Annotated in this window: 13 protein-coding genes; 7 read left to right on the top strand and 6 right to left on the bottom strand. The window is 65.3% G+C overall.

Annotation, left to right across the window (positions count from 1 at the left end; translation table 11 throughout):
* Nucleotides 1–36 precede the first annotated feature (36 nt).
* From phoR to lpxH, 7 genes are all read left to right on the top strand, one after another.
* The gene (gene phoR / locus AC13FW_RS17155) at nt 37–1,377 is read left to right on the top strand and encodes a phosphate regulon sensor histidine kinase PhoR (RefSeq protein ID WP_482989880.1); all 1,341 of its coding nucleotides are present in this window, start codon (nt 37–39) and stop codon (nt 1,375–1,377) included.
* The gene (ppk1, locus tag AC13FW_RS17150) at nt 1,374–3,458 is read left to right on the top strand and encodes a polyphosphate kinase 1 (RefSeq protein ID WP_282269709.1); all 2,085 of its coding nucleotides are present in this window, start codon (nt 1,374–1,376) and stop codon (nt 3,456–3,458) included. Before phoR ends, ppk1 begins: the two co-directional genes overlap by 4 nt.
* Nucleotides 3,459–3,650: 192 nt before the next feature.
* Complete coding sequence (ppx, locus tag AC13FW_RS17145) at nt 3,651–5,177, top strand: exopolyphosphatase (protein WP_296253290.1); 1,527 nt, start codon at nt 3,651–3,653, stop codon at nt 5,175–5,177.
* Nucleotides 5,178–5,408: 231 nt separating this feature from the next.
* A complete protein-coding gene (locus AC13FW_RS17140; protein WP_296253292.1) occupies nt 5,409–8,324 on the top strand; it encodes a TonB-dependent receptor domain-containing protein in 2,916 nt (971 codons plus the stop codon).
* Nucleotides 8,325–8,470: 146 nt separating this feature from the next.
* Nucleotides 8,471–9,610 carry a glycosyltransferase family 4 protein gene (locus tag AC13FW_RS17135; RefSeq protein ID WP_482989879.1) on the top strand — a complete coding sequence of 380 codons (1,140 nt, stop codon included), beginning with the start codon at nt 8,471–8,473 and terminating at the stop codon, nt 9,608–9,610.
* A complete protein-coding gene (locus AC13FW_RS17130; RefSeq protein ID WP_481615345.1) occupies nt 9,591–10,133 on the top strand; it encodes a phosphatase PAP2 family protein in 543 nt (180 codons plus the stop codon). Before AC13FW_RS17135 ends, AC13FW_RS17130 begins: the two co-directional genes overlap by 20 nt.
* Before the next feature lie 20 nt (nt 10,134–10,153).
* Complete coding sequence (gene lpxH / locus AC13FW_RS17125; RefSeq protein ID WP_482989878.1) at nt 10,154–10,894, top strand: UDP-2,3-diacylglucosamine diphosphatase; 741 nt, start codon at nt 10,154–10,156, stop codon at nt 10,892–10,894.
* Nucleotides 10,895–11,166: 272 nt separating this feature from the next.
* Here lpxH and AC13FW_RS17120 read toward each other — a convergent pair whose 3' ends face one another.
* The 6 genes from AC13FW_RS17120 to folC all read right to left on the bottom strand — a co-directional run bounded on the left by AC13FW_RS17120 (nt 11,167) and on the right by folC (nt 17,542).
* Nucleotides 11,167–11,625, bottom strand: a complete 459-nt coding sequence (locus tag AC13FW_RS17120) for a COG3650 family protein (protein WP_482989877.1) — start codon at nt 11,623–11,625, stop codon at nt 11,167–11,169.
* Nucleotides 11,626–11,889: 264 nt separating this feature from the next.
* Entirely contained in the window at nt 11,890–12,660 is a 771-nt protein-coding gene (locus AC13FW_RS17115) for a ferritin-like domain-containing protein (protein ID WP_296251952.1), read from the bottom strand.
* A 248-nt stretch (nt 12,661–12,908) separates the two neighbouring features.
* Nucleotides 12,909–14,375: an amidophosphoribosyltransferase gene (gene purF, locus AC13FW_RS17110; RefSeq protein ID WP_482989876.1), complete on the bottom strand. Its 1,467-nt coding sequence runs from the start codon at nt 14,373–14,375 to the stop codon at nt 12,909–12,911.
* Nucleotides 14,376–14,404: 29 nt separating this feature from the next.
* The gene (locus AC13FW_RS17105; RefSeq protein ID WP_482989875.1) at nt 14,405–15,139 is read right to left on the bottom strand and encodes a CvpA family protein; all 735 of its coding nucleotides are present in this window, start codon (nt 15,137–15,139) and stop codon (nt 14,405–14,407) included.
* 60 nt (nt 15,140–15,199) lie between these two features.
* On the bottom strand, nt 15,200–16,201 hold the full coding sequence (locus AC13FW_RS17100) for an SPOR domain-containing protein (RefSeq protein ID WP_482989874.1): 1,002 nt from the start codon (nt 16,199–16,201) through the stop codon (nt 15,200–15,202).
* Between the two features lie 66 nt (nt 16,202–16,267).
* Nucleotides 16,268–17,542, bottom strand: coding sequence for a bifunctional tetrahydrofolate synthase/dihydrofolate synthase (gene folC, locus AC13FW_RS17095; RefSeq protein ID WP_482989873.1), 1,275 nt, complete (start codon nt 17,540–17,542; stop codon nt 16,268–16,270).
* Between the last annotated feature and the right edge of the window lie 212 nt (nt 17,543–17,754).

Below are 17,754 nucleotides of genomic sequence, written 5' to 3'. Positions count from 1 at the left end.
CCCCCGACGGATCCACCCAGTACCACCGAGAGCGCAATGCCCCGCCAATTCCGATCTGCCTGGTTGAAGACGCTGGCCACCGTGGCCGCGTTGTTGTTGCTGGCGTGGGGGCTGGGGGCGTTGCTGGGCCATCCGGCGTTGATCGTTGCGATCACCGCCATGGCAATCCTTACCTGGCACTACTGGCGGCTGCGCCAGCTGCTGTTGCGGCTGACCGCACGCCAGCGCTGGGACACGCCGCAAGGCGTGGGCGTCTGGAACGAGCTGGACCGCCTGCTGTCACGCAACCAGCAGGAAATGCGCGCGCGCAAGCGCCGTCTGGTCGAAATGCTGCGCAGCTACCGCGCCGCCGCCGCCGCGCTGCCCGATGCGGTGGTGGTGGTCGATCGCAACACCCAGCGCGTGCAGTGGTTCAACGAAGCCGCGACCGCCCTGCTCGGCCTGCAGCATCCGGCCGACATGGAGGCTGCACTGGTGCCCCGCCTGCAGCCGCTGCCGCTGGCCCATTGGCTGGCCGGTGGCCGCAATGCCGAACCGATCCTGGATGCGAACTCGCCGGTCGATCCGGCCATCCGCCTGCATATGCGCTTGATCCCCTACTCGGATCACCATTGGCTGCTGGTCGCGCGTGACGTGACCAAGCTGCTGCACCTGGAGCAGGTGCGCCGCGACTTCGTCGCCAATGTCTCGCACGAGCTGCGCACGCCGCTGACCGTAGTGCACGGCTACCTGGACATGATGGACCCGGAGGATTTTCCCGATACCGGGCCGATGCTGTCGGAGATGCGCAAACAATCGCAGCGCATGGCGCAGCTGGTCGAAGACCTGTTGACCCTGTCACGGCTGGAATCCCAGCAACATACCGAGCTGGAAACGGTGGGCATGACCTCGATGCTGGCATCGCTGCGGCGCGAAGCCGAGGCACACAGCCAGGGCCGCCACACCATTATCGTCGAGGACCAGGCCGGGGTGGATCTGGCAGGCTCGAACAAGGAACTGCACAGCGCCTTCTCCAACCTGCTGACCAATGCCGTGCGCTACACCCCGGCCGGTGGCCGCATCAGCCTGACCTTCAGCCGCGAAGGCAATGGCGCGGTGCTGGCGGTCACCGACACCGGTTACGGCATCCCGGCCAATCATCTGCCGCGCCTGACCGAGCGCTTCTACCGTGTTTCCAGCAGCCGTTCGCGCGAAAGCGGCGGCACCGGGCTGGGCCTGTCCATCGTCAAACACATTCTTGGCCTGCACCAGGCACGCCTGGAAATCCGCAGCGAAGTCGGCCAGGGCAGCACCTTTGCCTGCCACTTCGACGCCGAGCATGTACGCCCGCGCAATGCATCCCCCTCGCCCTTGTCCATGGAAGACTTTCCGGCATGACTCCTCCTCCGCCCCCCGCCACGCCCGCTGTCGGCACCGATCCCCTGCGTGATCCGTCGCTGTACATCAACCGGGAACTGTCACAGCTGGATTTCAACTTCCGCGTGCTGGCCCAGGCGATGGATGAGCAGGTGCCATTGCTGGAGCGTCTGCGCTTCCTGTGCATCTCCTGCACCAACCTGGACGAGTTCTTCGAGATCCGCGCTGCGGCGGTACGCCATGCGCAGGAATTCGGCCTGCCACCAGCACCGGACGGGATGAGCCCGCAGGCCATCCTCAACGCCATCCATGACCGCGCCGCCGAACTGGTGGACCAGCAGTACCGCTGCTGGAACCAGGTGCTGCGTCCGGCCCTGGGCGAGGCCGGCGTCGGCATCCTCGCCAACAAGACCTGGACCCCGCGCCAACGCCGTTGGCTGCGCGCCTACTTCCGCAACGAGATCATGCCGGTGCTGTCGCCGCTCGGCCTGGACCCGTCGCACCCGTTCCCGAAGATCCTCAACAAGTCGCTGAACATCGTCGTCGTGCTGAAGGGCACCGACGCCTTCGGTCGCGCCGGCCATCTGGCACTGGTGCGTGCACCGCGTTCACTGCCGCGCATCATCCAGCTGCCCGAGTCGCTGGGCGGCCCACAGAACTTCGTGCTGCTGTCGGCGGTGTTGTCGGCCTTCGTCGACGAGCTGTTCCCGGGCATGGATGTGCAGGGCGCCTACCAGTTCCGCGTCACCCGCAACTCCGAGCTGGTGGTGGACGAGGAAGAAGTGGAGAACCTGGCGCTGGCGCTGCGCGATGAGCTGGTCGACCGCGGCTATCGCCCGGCGGTACGCCTGGAGATCGCACACGACTGTCCCAAGCCCATCATGCAGACCCTGCTGCAGAATTTCGGCCTGTCCGAAAACGCGGCCTACCGCATCGATGGCCCGGTCAACCTCAACCGCGTCATCCAGGTGTACGACCTGCTGCAGCGCGCGGACCTGAAGTACCCGCCGATGACCCCGCGCGTGTTCAAGTCGCCCGAGGGCATCTTCGAGACCGCCGCACAGGGCGACGTCCTGCTGCACCATCCGTTTGATTCCTTCAGCACCGTGCTGGAGCTGATCCGCGAAGCGGCAGTCGATCCCAACGTACTGGCGATCAAGCAGACGCTGTACCGCACCGGCAAGGACTCGGGCATTGTCGAGGCGCTGATCCTGGCCGCGCGCAACGGCAAGGACGTCACCGTCGTGGTCGAACTGCGCGCGCGCTTCGATGAAGAAGCCAACCTCGGCCTGGCTGACCGCCTGCAGGATGCCGGCGTGCAGGTCGTCTACGGCGTGGTCGGCTACAAGACCCACGCCAAGATGCTGCTGATCGTGCGCCGCGAGGGCCGCAAGCTGCGCCGCTACGTGCACCTGGGCACCGGCAACTACCATAGCGGCACCGCCCGCGCGTATACCGACCTGAGCCTGATCACTGCCGACGCCGACATTGGCAACGATGTGCACCTGCTGTTCCAGCAGCTCTCCGGGCTGGCCCCGAAGATGAAGCTCAAGTGCCTGCTGCAATCGCCCTTCACCCTGCACACTGGCCTGATCAAGCGCATCGAGCGCGAGACCAAGCTGGCATTGGAGGGCAAGCCGGCACGCATCATCGCCAAGATGAACGCCCTCAACGAGGCGCAGGTGATCCGCGCCCTGTACGCGGCCTCGCAGGCTGGCGTGCAGATTGACCTGATCGTGCGCGGCGCCTGCACCCTGCGCCCCGGCGTGGAAGGCGTATCAGACAACATCCGCGTGCGTTCGATTGTTGGGCGCTTCCTCGAACACAGCCGCGTCTACTGGTTCGGCAACAACGGCGCGCCCGAGCTGTACTGCGCCAGCGCCGACTGGCTGGAGCGCAACCTGCTGCGCCGCGTGGAAACCTGCTTCCCGATCCTGGATACCGATCTGTCCCGGCGGATCTACCGCGAAGTGCTGCAGAACTACCTGGACGACAACCTCAATGCCTGGGACCTGCAGGAAGACGGCCGCTACATCAAGAGCACGCCCGCGCCCGGCCAGCCGCCACATTCGGCGCAACAGGCATTGATGGAAGGGCTGTAACCAGCAGCCACCGGGAACACGCGGGCTGGAGCTGGCGAAAGGGATCAGTGCAACAGCGGGTATCCGCCCGCTTTCACTGGTTCCTACGTGGGCGGCCGCTAGCGTCTGGGTCACTCGCCGCAGATTGCGCCGCCACTGGTTCCCGGACCCCGCATCTATGTCCCTGGTTACTTCATCCGCTACCATTCCGCCATGCCCCAGTCCTCTCTGACCCCACCGCCCCTGCAGGACGGCGACCTGCTGGCCGCCATCGATCTGGGCTCCAACAGCTTCCACATGGTCATCGCACGCTACCTGCTCGGGCAGCTGCGGGTGGTGGACCGCCTGCGCGAAACCGTACGCATGGCCGATGGCCTGGATGGCAAGGGCGGTCTGTCGCCCGAAGCCCGCCAGCGCGCGCTGGAATGCCTGGCCCGTTTTGGCCAGCGCATCCGCAACATCCCGCCCTACCGCGTGCGCGCCCTGGCCACCAATACCGTGCGTCAGCTGCGCTCGCCGCTGACGTTCCTGATGCCAGCCGAAACCGCGCTCGGCCACGCCATCGAAGTGGTCAGCGGCCGCGAAGAGGCGCGCCTGATCTACCTCGGCGTTGCCCATGCGCAGCCACCCAAGCCCGACCAGCACCGGCTGGTGATCGACATCGGCGGCGGCTCCACCGAGTTCATCATCGGCCAAGGCATGCAGACGCTGGAACGCGAAAGCCTGCAGGCCGGCTGCATCGCCAGCACCAGGCGCTTTTTCCCCGGCGGCAAGCTGAGCAAGAAACGCTGGAAGGACGCACTCACCGAGATCGGCGCCGAATTCCAGCCCTTCGCCAACAAGTACAAGGCGCTGGGCTGGCAGGAAGCACTGGGCTCGTCCGGCACCCACAAGGCGATCAGCGAGATCTGCGCGGCGATGAAGCTGAGCAAGGGCGCGATCACCGCCGAAGCGCTGCCACAGCTGCGCGAGGAACTGCTGCGCGCCAAGAACATCAACGAGATCGTGTTGCCGACACTGTCCAACGAGCGCCGCCCGATCATCGCCGGTGGCGTACTGGTGCTGGAAGCCGCGTTCCAGGCCTTGGGCCTGCAGAAGCTGCTGGTCAGCAAGGCGGCGATGCGCGAAGGCATCCTCTACGACATCATGGGTCGCGCCAACGACAACGATCCGCGTGACGAGTCGGTGGCCGCGCTGACCCAGCGTTACGCCATTGACGAAGCCCAGGCGCAGCGTGTGGAAGCCACCGCGCAGCGCTTGTTCGAACAGGTATCCGACGCCTGGAAGCTGGATGTCGACGATGCCCGCATGCTGGGCTGGGCCGCACGCCTGCACGAGCTCGGTTTGATGATCGCGCACAGCGGGTACCACACCCACGGCAGCTACGTGATCGAGCACTCGGACATCGCCGGCTTCTCGCGGCAGGAGCAGCAGATGCTGGCGGCACTGATCCGCACCCATCGTCGCGGCATTCCCAAGAGCGCTTTCGAGGCCCTGCCCGAGCGCCTGTTGCTGCCGGCCAAACGCACGGCAGCAATATTGCGGCTGGCAGTGCTGCTGCACCGCGCACACGAATCCGACCCGATCCCGACCCTGGAGCTGTCCGTAGACGGCAATGCGCTGTCGCTGATCCTGTCCAAGGACTACATCGACGCCCGCCCGCTGCTGCGCGCGGATCTGGTTGGCGAGGCAGAAGGCATGACCGGGCTGGGTTTCAGCTTCCGCCCGTTCGTGGCCTGAGCGCTGAGGCCAACCCGCCGCCATCCGGATCAATCTGAAAGTGGCGACGTCAATGCGTAACTGCGGTTACCCATTGCGTTAAAACAAACATTTTTTTTACAAACGACGCTACTCTCGCCAGACCACCGCTGCACTCGCAGCGATGGTCTTTGATGGAGACCGCGACGGCCTTGCGTCGCAGTCTCTTTTTGACATTTGTCTGTTTCGAAAAAGAGAGAGAGTAAGCCCGTAATGCAAACACGTTCCAGCACACTGGGGCAGGCAATCCGCTATGCCCTGGTTTCGAGCACCGTCGGCATGACCGCCCTGCCAGCGCTCGCCCAGGACAGCAACCCCACCACCCTTGATCGCATCGAAATCACCGGTTCGCGCATCCGTCAGGTTGACGTAGAAACCGCACAGCCGGTGTTCGCCATCAGCCGCACCGATATCGAACAACAGGGCTTCAGCTCGGTTGCCGACATCCTCCAGAACGTCACGGCAATGGGCAGCCCGGCCATCAGCCGCGCCAACGCGCTGACCGCAGGCGAGAATGCAGGCGGCACCTACATCGACATGCGTAATCTGGGTGCGCAGCGTACCCTCGTGCTGGTCAATGGCAAGCGCCTGGGCATCAGTACGTCCGGTTACCAGGACGTGTCCAGCCTGCCGGTATCGGCAGTGGAACGCATTGAAGTGCTCAAGGATGGTGCATCGGCAATCTACGGTTCCGATGCAATGGCTGGTGTCATCAACATCATCACCCGCACCAACGTCAGCGGCGTCACCGCCAATGTTTACCACGGCCAATACAGCCAAGGCGACGGCGCGCGCGATCGTTTCGACGTGGTCACCGGCTGGAGCAACGACCGCATCTCCCTCACTCTGTCAGCTGAACACAGCGAAGAAAAGGAAGTCTGGGCCAAGGACCGCTGGTTCAGCGCCTACGGCATCAGCGACCGCCACCCGGCAGACAGCAGCAACTGGACCACGATCAGCCAGTTCGGTCAGATCACCGGCCTGATCGGCGGCCCCGGCTGCAAGGACGTCAAGGGCTGCAACTACTCCCTGGACCGCGGCAAGGATCCAACCAATCCGGCCAATTACCACCTGACCGATGCCACCCCGTTTACCGGTGACGTGAGCAATGCCAACGAACAGATGCACGTGAACTACCCGATCAAGCGGGATTCGGTGTATTTCGATGGCCGCTTCAAGATTACCGACAACATCAACTTCAAGACCGAGCTGGGGTACAACGAACGCACCTCGCGCCGCCAGATCGCCGGTTATCCGCTGCAGTCCAGCACCGCAGGGGTAGGCCCGATGTCGGTGGACAGCTACTTCAACCCGTTCGGCAACCAGCACGGCTACGCAACCCCAACCGCAGTCGCCTGGAACCGTCGCGCCTGGGAAGTGCCGCGCGTCACCACCAGCGAACTGAAGACCTACCGTGCAGTGGCCTCGTTTGACGGCTCGTTTGATCTGGGTGAGCGCTACTTCGACTGGGAAGTTGGCTACCAGTACAACCGCAACGAACTCGAATCCATCGCCACCGGCAACCTGCACAAGGGTCGCGTCGCAGCCGCAGTAGGCCCGTCGTACTACAACGCCACCACCGGCAAGGTCGAATGCGGCACGCCCGGCGCACCAGTTGCCAACTGCACCCCGTGGAATCCGCTGGCTCCCTACGGCAGCACCGATCCGAATGGCCTGAGCGCCAACGCTACCCTTCTGGATTGGCTGTTCCCCACGGAAATCACCAAGGGCAAGACCACCAGCAAGAACTTCTTTGCCAACATCGCAGGCAGCATCGTCACGCTACCAGGCGGCGACATGGGCTTTGCCTTTGGCGTGGAAAGCCGTCAGGAAGCGGGTGAATACCGTCCAGACCCCCTCGCCCAGACCGGCGCAACCACCAACCTGGCAGCCGGCCCGACCGGTGGCGACTACCGCGTCAACGAGGCCTACCTCGAACTGAACCTGCCGGTGCTGTCCGACCTGCCGGGTGCGCGCGAACTGAGCTTCAACGCCGCTACCCGCTATTCTGACTACGACACCTTCGGCGATACGCTCAACAGCAAGTTCGGCTTCAAGTGGAAGCCACTGGACCAGCTGCTGGTGCGTGGTACCTGGGCAGAGGGCTTCCGCGCTCCCACCATCAATGATCTGTACGGTGGCGGTTCGGAGACCTTCGCCCAGTTCAGCGATCCATGCGACACCCAGTTCGGCTCGTCGCGGACCAGCCAGGAAGTACGCCTGCGCTGCGCCAAGGACATCGCCAACGCCGATACGTTCCGCCAGCTGAAGCAGGGCATGACCCCGGTGACCACGGCCACCGACGCAACTCCGGTGCCGTTCGTTTCAGGTTCCGACCCGACGCTGACCCCGGAAACCTCGGTCAGCAAGACGCTCGGCCTGGTGTGGAGCCCAAGCTTCATCAGCAACCTCAACGTGTCGCTGGACTGGTGGAAGATCCGCATCGAGAACACCATCGTTGCCGACAGCCCCACCCAGATCCTGATCGACTGCTACGAGCAGGACATCGCCTCCCGTTGCGAACGTTTCACCCGTGACCCGAACAGCGGCATCGTCAATACGCTGAAGTTCGCGAACCGCAACTCCGGCTTCATGCAGACCGAAGGTTACGACCTGGATGTGAGCTACCGGCTGGATACCAGCTATGGCAAGTTCAGCAGCAGCTGGGCTACCACCTATGTCAGCGAGAACATCTACCGCTCGACCAACAACAGCAAGACCGTGCCGACACCGACCAACGGCATTGGCAGCGGCTTCCGCATCCGCTCCAACCTGAGCCTTGGCTGGGACCTGGAGAACTTCGGCGTGAGCTGGACCACCCGCTACTACTCCGGTGTCAAGGAGCAGTGCCCGAGCATCAAGCTGTATCCGGAAGAGTGCTCCGATCCAGGCGTGGTGGCGCCTTGGTACGCGGGCGCGCGCAACTACAACGAGCGTGGCGCGGTGACCTTCCACGACGTGCAGGTACGTTACAAGCTGCCGTGGGATGCCACCGTTTCGGTCGGTGCCAACAACGTGTTCGAAAAGTACGGCCCGGTGATGTACAGCAAGCCGAACTCTGCCTTCTCGTACTACGGTGGCTACGACATCGGTCGTCTCGTGTACATGAAGTACCAGCAGCGCTTCTGATCCCTGCCTCGCAGGGAAAAAAGCACCAGGAACCACGGCCCTTCAGGGCCGTGGTTTTTTTGTTGGCCCAGTAACAAAGTCGTCAACTGGGAGTAACAGTCGCTTCATTCCCGGCGCGCATCCTCGCCAAAAACCGGGAGCCAGCCATGCGCTTTGCGATCGTCACCGAGACCTATCCGCCAGAGGTCAATGGCGTTGCCTTGACCGTGCAGGGACTGGAACACGGCCTGCGCAGCCGCGGCCACGACGTCGATGTCGTACGCCCGCGCCAGCAGCAGGAAGGCGCCGGCGGCGCCCACGAGATGCTCGTGCGCGGCGCAGGCCTGCCGCGTTATCCCGGCCTGCGTTTCGGCCTGCCGGCACCGTTGCGGCTGGCCCGGCAATGGCAACAACAACGTCCGGACGCGGTCTACGTGGCCACGGAAGGCCCGTTGGGATGGTCGGCCATGCGCACCGCGCGGCGGCTCGGTATCCCGGTCGCTTCGGGCCTGCACACACGTTTTGATGAATACCTGCCCGACTATGGCGCCGCCTGGTTGCAGGGCACCGCACTGCGCTGGATGCGGCGCTTTCACAATCAGGCAGAAGCCACCTTGGTTCCCACCCGCGAGTTGCAGCAGTTCCTTCTGGACAACGGTTTCTCCCGAGCGCGGTTGCTCGCGCGCGCGGTGGATGGCAGTCAGTTCGACCCAAACAAGCGCGATGCCGCCCTGCGCGCCGACTGGGGCATCGAAGGCGAAGGCTTTGCGGTGATCTACGTCGGCCGCATCGCCGCGGAGAAGAATCTGGGCTTGGCTATCAAGGCATTCCGCCGCATCCAGCAACACCGGCCGAAGGCACGCTTTGTCTGGGTCGGCGACGGCCCGATGCGCGAGAAGCTGGCCGAGCAGAATCCGGACTTCATTTTCTGCGGTGTGCAACGCGGCGAGGCATTGGCACGGCATTTCGCCAGCGGCGACCTGTTCCTGTTCGCCAGCCGCAGCGAAACCTTCGGCAACGTCACCCTGGAAGCCATGGCCAGCGGCGTGGCGACGGTGGCCTTCAACTACGGCGCGGCCCGCGAACACCTGCAAAGTGGACACAGCGGCGTTGCGGTCGACAACGATGAGAACTTCATCGCCGCCGCCGTGCAGCTGGCCAATGATGACGAAATGCGCACCACGCTTGGTGCTAATGCCAGCCGCGCGATGCAGCGCCTGCACCCGGAGCGGGTGGTCGCCGAATTCGAAGCACTGCTCAGCGAACTGGCCTCCCGGAGACGCTGCCATGCGATTGCTGCCGCCTGAAGGAATCGCCGCGCGCGAGGCACGCTGGTGCCGCCGCGCAAACCGCTACGGCCGCCGCCGCGGCATCCGCCGCCTGTTCTCGGTGCTGAGCCGGCTCGGCGATGGCGTGTTCTGGTACATGTTGATGGGCGCGCTGGTGTTGGCCGATGGCCTGGATGGCCTGCAGGCCTCGGCGCACATGGCTGCCACCGGCGTGCTGGCGCTGACCCTGTACAAGCTGCTCAAGCGCTGGACCCGGCGCCCGCGCCCATTTGCCGCCGACCTGCGCATCCGCGCCTGGGTGGCACCGCTGGATGAATACAGCTTCCCGTCCGGCCACACCCTGCATGCGGTGTCCTTCACCGTGGTGGCGCTGGCCTACTATCCCTGGCTGGCCCCGTTGCTGCTGCCCTTCACCGTCGGTGTAGCGCTGTCGCGGGTGGTACTGGGCTTGCATTACCCCAGCGATGTATTGGCTGCCACCGTCATCGGGGTGCTGCTGGGCGCGGGCTCGCTGCAGCTGTTGCCGCTGCTCGCAGGCTGATCAGGCTCTACAATGCGGGCATGACAACGCTGTTCATCTCCGACCTGCACCTGGACCCCAGCCGTCCAGCCATCACTGAGCTGTTCCTCGACTTCCTGCGCGGCGAAGCGCGGCAGGCTGAGGCGCTGTACATCCTGGGCGACCTGTTCGAAGCCTGGATCGGCGATGACACGCCTTCCAGCGCCGCCGATGCGGTCGCGCTGGCGCTGCGTGAAGTCAGCGACGCCGGTGTGCCGGTGTACTTCATCCGCGGCAACCGCGACTTCCTGCTGGGCAACGACTATGCCGCGCGCGCCGGCATGCGCATCCTGCCGGATCCCTCGGTGATCGAGCTCTACGGCAAGCCAGTGCTGCTGCAGCACGGCGACCTGCTGTGCACCGATGACGTCGCCTATCAGGCCTTCCGCGCACAGACCCGCAACCCGGCCTTCATCGCCCAGTTCCTGTCGCAGTCGCTGGAAGCACGCGTGGCCTTCGCGCAGAAAGCCCGGGCCGCCAGCCAGGCGCATCAATCGGAAATGAAGCAGGACGACAAGGCGACGTTTGAAACCGTCACCGATGTCGCAGCCGCCGAGGTGGTTGCCACCTTCCAGCGCTACGGCGTGGACACGATGATCCACGGCCATACCCATCGCCCGGCAATCCACACGGTGAACGCCGGCGAGCGCAGCTTCGCCCGCATCGTGCTGGGGGACTGGTACGAGCAGGGTTCGGTGTTGCGTGTGGATGCGGATGGCTTCCGGTTGGAAGCATTGGGCTGACGCTGCTTGCAGGAGCGGCGTCAGCCGCGAAGCTGGAGCAAAGAGAACCGCCAGAGTTGGCTGCAATCGCAGACCTTTCTGGCGGTTCTTGCATTTGCGGCTTCGCGGCTTACGCCGTTCCTACAAGGCTCGGTCATATGTTTTGTGGGAGCGGTGTGAGCCGCGAAGCTGGCACAAAAAAAACCGCCAGGCATACCTGCAATTGCAGACCTGTCTGACGGCATTTGCTTTTGTGGCTTCGCGGCTGACGCCGCTCCTACAAACACGTGGGATCAGGGTGCCTCGACAGGTACCGACGGGTCACGGGCGCAGCCCTTGAAGGTGTCCTTGCCCAGCACGAATTCAGCGGTGAACGGGTGTTTCAGGTCGGACATGCCGTCCGAGCACTCGGCACGCTGCACGGTCAGCCGGAAGGCTTCCTTCCCTTCCCCGCCCTGCACTACCAGCAGGCCATCCTGCAGCGCGCGGCTGCCTTCCAGATGCAGCGGACTGGCCTGGGTTTCCGGGGTGCTGTAATCGAGCTTGGCACCGTCCACGCGTACACCCCAGAACGGCTCGGTGCCGGAGGCCTGCACGATGACCGGGAAATCATCCTTGGCAGCCACTGCTTCAGCCGCTGCGACAGGCGCAGCCGGAGCCGGCGTCGTGGCGCTGGAATCAGCCGCAGGCTTGGGTCCGTTGCACGCCGACAATGCCACTACCAGCGCGGCCAGCGTAAGAATCTGCTTCATCGTTTTCTCCTTGATTGCATCGTTGCCGATCGAGGACGCCGTGACATGCGACTCGACCTGATGTTGGCGCATGCCCTTGCATCAACCCGTGAAAGACAGGGATACGGAAAGCCGCAGCTGCCACGCCGATGGTGGAATGCAGGCAAGCTGGCCGTCAATCGGACACGACCCGAGTTGCGGGGATCATTCATCGTTGCGCCCTGCCATGCCGACGGGAACAGGCGCCGCCAATGACGCGGCGACCTGCCTCACCGCGCGCGGCATTCAACCGGCTTGTTCAACCAGATAGTCCAGCTCGTCTTCATCGAAACCAGCCAACAAGCGGGCTTCCAGATTGAAGGGCCCGCGCAGATAGCCACCGGCGTATTCGCCCAGCAGCTCCTTGAACCGCTTGCGTGGCTCGACACCAACGCGCGCGCAATACCAGTGGTACCAGCGCGTGCCGGCAGCGACGTGGGCCACCTCTTCGCGCAGGATCACCTCCAGCACGTCGGCAGTCGTTGCATCGCCAAGCGAACGCAGCTTGCTGATCATCGCCGGCGTCACATCCAGGCCGCGCGCTTCCAGTACCCGGGGCACCAGAGCCATGCGTGCCAATCCGTCGTGCGCGGTCTTCTCGCACATTTCCCACAGGCCGTTATGGGCGGGGAAATCGGCGTAGTCGTGGCCATGTGCCAACAGACGATCACGCAGCAATACGAAGTGGCGCGACTCATCATCGGCACAGCTCACCCAATCGGCGTAGAAACTTCCCGGCAGGCCGCGGAAGCGATACACCGCATCCCAGGCCAGGTCGATGGCATTGAGTTCGATATGGGCGATGGCGTGGATGAAGGCGGCGCGTCCATCCACCGAACCCAGGCCACGACGTGGCAGGTCGCGCGGATGCACCAGCACCAGTTGCGGCGGGCGGCCCGGCGCGCGGATGGGGTCGGGCTGTGGCGCTTCTGCCGGCAGCTTCAATGTGCCTGCGCGATAGCGCGCGGCGTAGTGCTGGGTTAGTGCGACTTTCTCAAGCGGGTCGACGGCGGCCATGCAGATGCAGGCGGCGTCGAGCAGGGTGAAGTCGGCTGCTTCGGGCGGTGATAGGTAGCTTGTGTCTGCAGCTGCAGGCTGTGCTTGTTGCCGGTTCATGGGTGCTCGCACATTGCTGCTTCGTTCTGCCCTCGCCCCAACCCCCGCTCCGCGCCCCGGCCCTTGCGCTGGCGCAAGGGCGTTCGAGGGGCAGCGAACCGATGGTTCGCAAACTGCCCCCCTCACCCCGCAGGGAGAGGGCTTATGGGTCACGCGCGGCGCTGGGTCTTGGCTTCGTCCGAACGCAGTTGCTGGATGCGCTCGAAGTAACCCGGCTCGATGCCGGTGACGTATTCGCCGTTGAAGCAGGAGGAGTCGAATTCCTTCAGCTCCGGGTTGCCTTCACGCACGGCGACTTCCAGGTCTTCCAGGTCCTGGTAGACCAGCCAGTCGCAGCCCAGGTGCCTCTCGATTTCCTCGACGCTGCGGTTGTGCGCGACCAGTTCTTCGGCCGCCGGCATGTCGATGCCGTAGATGTTCGGGAAACGCACCGGCGGCGCGGCGCTGGCCAGGTAGACCTTGCGTGCACCGGCATCGCGCGCCATCTGCACGATCTGCTGGCTGGTGGTGCCGCGCACGATGGAGTCATCCACCAGCAGCACCACGCGGTTGCGGAATTCCAGATGGATGGGATTGAGCTTGCGACGCACGGACTTCACCCGCTCACCCTGCCCCGGCATGATGAAGGTGCGGCCGACGTAGCGGTTCTTGACGAAGCCTTCGCGGTACTTCACGCCAAGCACGTTGGACATCTCCAGCGCGGCATCGCGCGAGGTGTCCGGGATCGGGATGATGGTATCGATGTCATGGTCCGGACGCAGGCGCAGGATCTTCTCGCCCAGCTTCTGGCCCATGCGCATACGCGCCTTGTGCACCGACACGTTGTCCATCATCGAGTCCGGGCGTGCGAAATACACGTACTCGAAGATGCACGGCGTCTGCTGGGTGTTGGTCGCGCAGATCTCGGTGAACAGCTCGCCGCGCTCGGTGATGACCACCGCTTCACCCGGCGCCACGTCGCGCATGCGCTCGAAGCCGAGCACGTCCAGCGCCACCGATTCGGAGGCCACCGCGTACTCGACGCCTTCGGCATGCTCGCGCTTGCCCAGCACCAGCGGACGGATGCCGTGCGGGTCACGGAAGGCCACCAGGCCCAGGCCCAGCACCACGCTGACCACCGCATAGCCGCCCTTGCAACGACGGTGCACGCCGGCCACGGCGCGGATCGCCGCTTCCGGAGTCAGCATGCGCTGTGCGTCCAACTCGTAGGCGAACACGTTCAACAGCACTTCGCTGTCCGAATCGGTATTGATGTTGCGGCGGTCGGCCTCGAACACCTGGCGACGCAGCGCCTCGGTGTTGATCAGGTTGCCGTTGTGCGCCAGCGCGATGCCGTACGGCGAGTTGACGTAGAACGGCTGCGCCTCGTCGGTGCCTTCCGAGCCTGCGGTCGGGTAACGCACATGGGCGATGCCGATGCGGCCCTGCAGCAGCGCCATGCGGCGCTCGTCGAAAACATCACGGACCAGGCCGTTGGCCTTTTCCACCCGCAGGCGGGTGCCGTCAGCGGTAGCGATACCGGCCGCATCCTGGCCACGGTGTTGGAGGACGGTCAGGCCGTCATAAAGCTGCCCGGCGACGTTCTGGTTGCCGACGATTCCGACGATGCCACACATGTTGCGCGATCTCCGCTGGGCGATGCCCGTTAACGTGAAGGTGGCCGTGCCTGGCCTTGAGGCTCAACCCGTATCGGCTTGAGTTGACCCGGGCGCACCTGCGCCGGATCGATGTTGGAGGGCAACGCCCCCGCCGGGTCAGCTCGGCCTTGCTCTGCACTGCGCTGGCGGGGATCAAAACGCGTCCCTTCCAACGGCGCCGGTAGCAAGCCACTGCCCGCATCTGCTTCGTTCGGTCCGCCATTATCGCCTGCCAACACCGACTTACCCAAGTCCATCAGCGCCATTGCCGGCGATTCAGGTGGCTGCGGCAGCTTTTCACGCATCCAGCCAGCCATCGGCTGCAGCCACGGCACCACACTGGACTGGCGCCAACCCGGCTCCTGAGGCATCGAGGTGAAACCCAGCAGCAGTACCGCCAGCACCGCGAACACCCCCCCGCGCACCACGCCCAACGCCAGGCCCAGCAGCCGATCCGGCCATTTCAGCAGCACCGTGGCATCGACCACGCCACGCAGCAGGCGCCCGACCAGGGTCGCCGCCAGCAACACGCCGATGAATACCAGCAGATAGCCGCCGATGTATTCGCCAGTGCTGGGCTGGCCTTGATCGGCCAGCAGCAGGGCGGCGCGCTCACCGTAGTAGAACGCGGCCGCAGCGGCCAACAGCCAATTCACTACGCCGAGCACGGTCGCCAACAGCCCGCGCATCAGCCCGAACAAGGCCGACACACCGATCAGCGCCAACAACAGCAGATCAATCACCGCAGACCCCGCACGTGAGGCGTAGCGCTGCGCGACTGATCGGCGGGACGCAACGCCGCATCAAGGATGCGGGCGGACCATGCCGGCAATGCCGACCTTGGCCGCGACCTGCGCCTTGAGCTGTTCGGCCTGCTCGCGACTGGCAACGGGGCCAACACGGACGCGGTTGAGCACGCCGTTATCGGTACGCACCTGTTCAACAAACGCACTGAAGCCGGCGGCACGCGCGCGATCACGCAGCGCATTGGCATCGGCGGCCTGGCCGAAGGCACCCAGCTGCACGGCGAAACCCACACCGCTGGCGGCCGGTGCGGCCGGGGTGGTGACCGCCGGCTTGGCCGGGGTTGCCGCCACCGGCTTGGCCGGTTCAGGCTTCGGTGCTTCCGGCTTGGGCGCGGCCACGACCGGCTTGGCCGGCTCCGGCGGCAAGGCCTCGGTGCGCACCGGCGCAGTGTTCGAAGCGGCCACAGGGGTGCTGCTGGTAGACGGTGTGGCGGCAGCGGTCGGTGCAGCGACGGCGTTCTCGGCAGTGGCGTTGAGCACCACCACCTGCGCGTTCACGTCGTTGCGGACCTTGCCCGCTTCCAGCCGCACCAGCTCGGCCTGGGCACGATCGGCGTACGGGCCGATGCGCACACGCCAAGCCTGGCGACCATTGATGGTGTCGGCCTGGCGGAAGCCTGGCAGATCGGATTTCTTCAGGTGCGCGATCACCGCATCGGCGTCGGCCTCGCTGCCGTAGGCACCAAAATTGACCGCGTAGTTGCCAGCGGCGGTCGCCGGCGGCAGGCCATTGGCCGGCGGCTCGACGGCGGCGGCCACGCCGGTTTCCGGTTGCGCGGCGGGCATTCCCAAGGCACCACCCGCCGGTGCACCCGGCGCGACCAACGGTAATTCACGGGTCTCGAACTGGCCTTCGGCCGGTGCTGCGGGCGCGCTGAGCGGCACGTCCTGTACGCCACTGTCCGGTGCAGGCCCTTTGACCAGCATCGGCAGGAAGATCACGGCAAGCGCCACCAGAACGATGGCACCAATCAGTCGCTGTTTCAGAGGAGTTTCCACAATTGGCGTATGCGCGGCGCGGCGGAGTGCCCCGGTGATTATATGCGGGGCACGCGTGGCAACGTCTTAGTCAGCTGAACGGAGTACCGGCAGCGCCTCGGCCACCGTATGGAAGGAGCCGAACACCAGCACCCGGTCGCCTGGCCTGGCCTGGGCCAATGCAGCGTCCAGCGCCGCGCTGACGTTGGCGGACAAACCGGCCTCGGCGGCATGGGTCTGCGCCAGGCGTTCGCGCAGGTGTGAGGCGGTCTGCCCGCGCGCCCCTTCCAGCCCGGCCAGGAACCAGCCATCGACCTGCGGCTGCAGGGCTTCGACTACTCCCACGGCGTCCTTGTCGGCCAGCGCGGCATATACGGCCAGCGTGCGCCCCTGCACCGGTTCGGCCTTCAATGCCGCGGCCAGCGCAGCAGCAGCCTGCGGGTTGTGGCCGACATCCAGCAACACCTCCACATCACCGCGCTGGAAGCGCTGCAGGCGCCCGGCGACATGCGCATCGGCAATGCCCTGCGCCCACGCCGTGCGCGGCACCGGCTTGTCCAAGGCGCGCAGCGCAGCGACCGCAGTGGCGGCATTGTTGCGCTGGATCGGCGCCCACAATGCCGGCTGCGGCAGTTCCAGGCGGAACGAGACATCACGCCAGCGCCACAGTTCGCCATCAATGTCCTCGGCGAAGAAGTCGCTGCCGAAGCGGATCGCATTGGCACCGAGCACGTAGGCGCGACGCAGCACGCTGGAGGGCGGATCGATCTCGCCGAGGATCAGCGGCTTCCAGCCGCGGATGATGCCGGCCTTCTCCTGGCCGATGGCTTCGCGGTCGGCGCCCAGCCAGTCGGCGTGGTCGATATCGACGGTGGTGATCACCGCTACATCGGCGTCGATGATGTTGACCGCGTCCAGCCGTCCACCGAGGCCGACTTCAAGCACGGCCAAGTCCAGGCCGGCCTGCTGGAACAGCCACAGCGCACACAGGGTGCCGTATTCGAAATAGGTCAGCGCGGTGTCGCCACGGGCGTCTTCGACTGCATTGAAGCCGGCCACCAGGCTGGCGTCATCCACATCCTTGCCATCGATGCGCACGCGCTCGTTGTAGCGCAGCAGGTGCGGCGAGGTGTAGGCACCTACCTTCCACTCCGCGGCGCGGGCGATGGACTCGATGAAGGCCACGGTCGAGCCCTTGCCATTGGTGCCGCCAACCACGATGCAGTGCTCCGCCGGCCGCCCCAGCTGCATGCGCTGGGCAACCTCGCGCACGCGCTCCAAGCCCATTGCGATGGCTTGCGGGTGCTGCTGTTCGATATGGGCGAGCCACTGTTCAAGCGTGGCGGGACGGGCGGAAGACATGCGGAAGACTCTCGGGATCATGGGCCGGCACTGCAAGCCGGCTGCGCGTTGCGCGCGGGAATGGCGCCCATGATACAGCGGCGGCTGCATGCGGCCGCCAAGCTTGCCGGCATGTCATACCGGGACTGTGTGTAGTGGGGGGGGGGGGGGGGGGGGGGGGGGCGCCCGGGGGGGGGGGCCCCCGCGGGCGCGGGAGCCCCAGCGCCGGCCGC

It is taken from the genome of Stenotrophomonas sp. 21LCFQ19 (assembly GCF_056861425.1).
Note: the sequence above shows the minus strand (reverse complement) of the source record. Positions and strands in the feature narration are given on the sequence as shown.

Bases quoted from the DNA above. Each gene is read 5' to 3' on its own strand.
- AC13FW_RS17130 (WP_481615345.1), top strand. From the start codon at position 9,591: ATGCGATTGCTGCCGCCTGAAGGAATCGCCGCGCGCGAGGCACGCTGG.
- AC13FW_RS17140 (WP_296253292.1), top strand. From the start codon at position 5,409: ATGCAAACACGTTCCAGCACACTGGGGCAGGCAATCCGCTATGCCCTG.
- phoR (WP_482989880.1), top strand. From the start codon at position 37: ATGCCCCGCCAATTCCGATCTGCCTGGTTGAAGACGCTGGCCACCGTG.
- ppk1 (WP_282269709.1), top strand. From the start codon at position 1,374: ATGACTCCTCCTCCGCCCCCCGCCACGCCCGCTGTCGGCACCGATCCC.
- folC (WP_482989873.1), bottom strand. From the start codon at position 17,542: ATGTCTTCCGCCCGTCCCGCCACGCTTGAACAGTGGCTCGCCCATATC.
- ppx (WP_296253290.1), top strand. From the start codon at position 3,651: ATGCCCCAGTCCTCTCTGACCCCACCGCCCCTGCAGGACGGCGACCTG.
- purF (WP_482989876.1), bottom strand. From the start codon at position 14,375: ATGTGTGGCATCGTCGGAATCGTCGGCAACCAGAACGTCGCCGGGCAG.
- AC13FW_RS17135 (WP_482989879.1), top strand. From the start codon at position 8,471: ATGCGCTTTGCGATCGTCACCGAGACCTATCCGCCAGAGGTCAATGGC.
- AC13FW_RS17120 (WP_482989877.1), bottom strand. From the start codon at position 11,625: ATGAAGCAGATTCTTACGCTGGCCGCGCTGGTAGTGGCATTGTCGGCG.
- AC13FW_RS17115 (WP_296251952.1), bottom strand. From the start codon at position 12,660: ATGGCCGCCGTCGACCCGCTTGAGAAAGTCGCACTAACCCAGCACTAC.
- lpxH (WP_482989878.1), top strand. From the start codon at position 10,154: ATGACAACGCTGTTCATCTCCGACCTGCACCTGGACCCCAGCCGTCCA.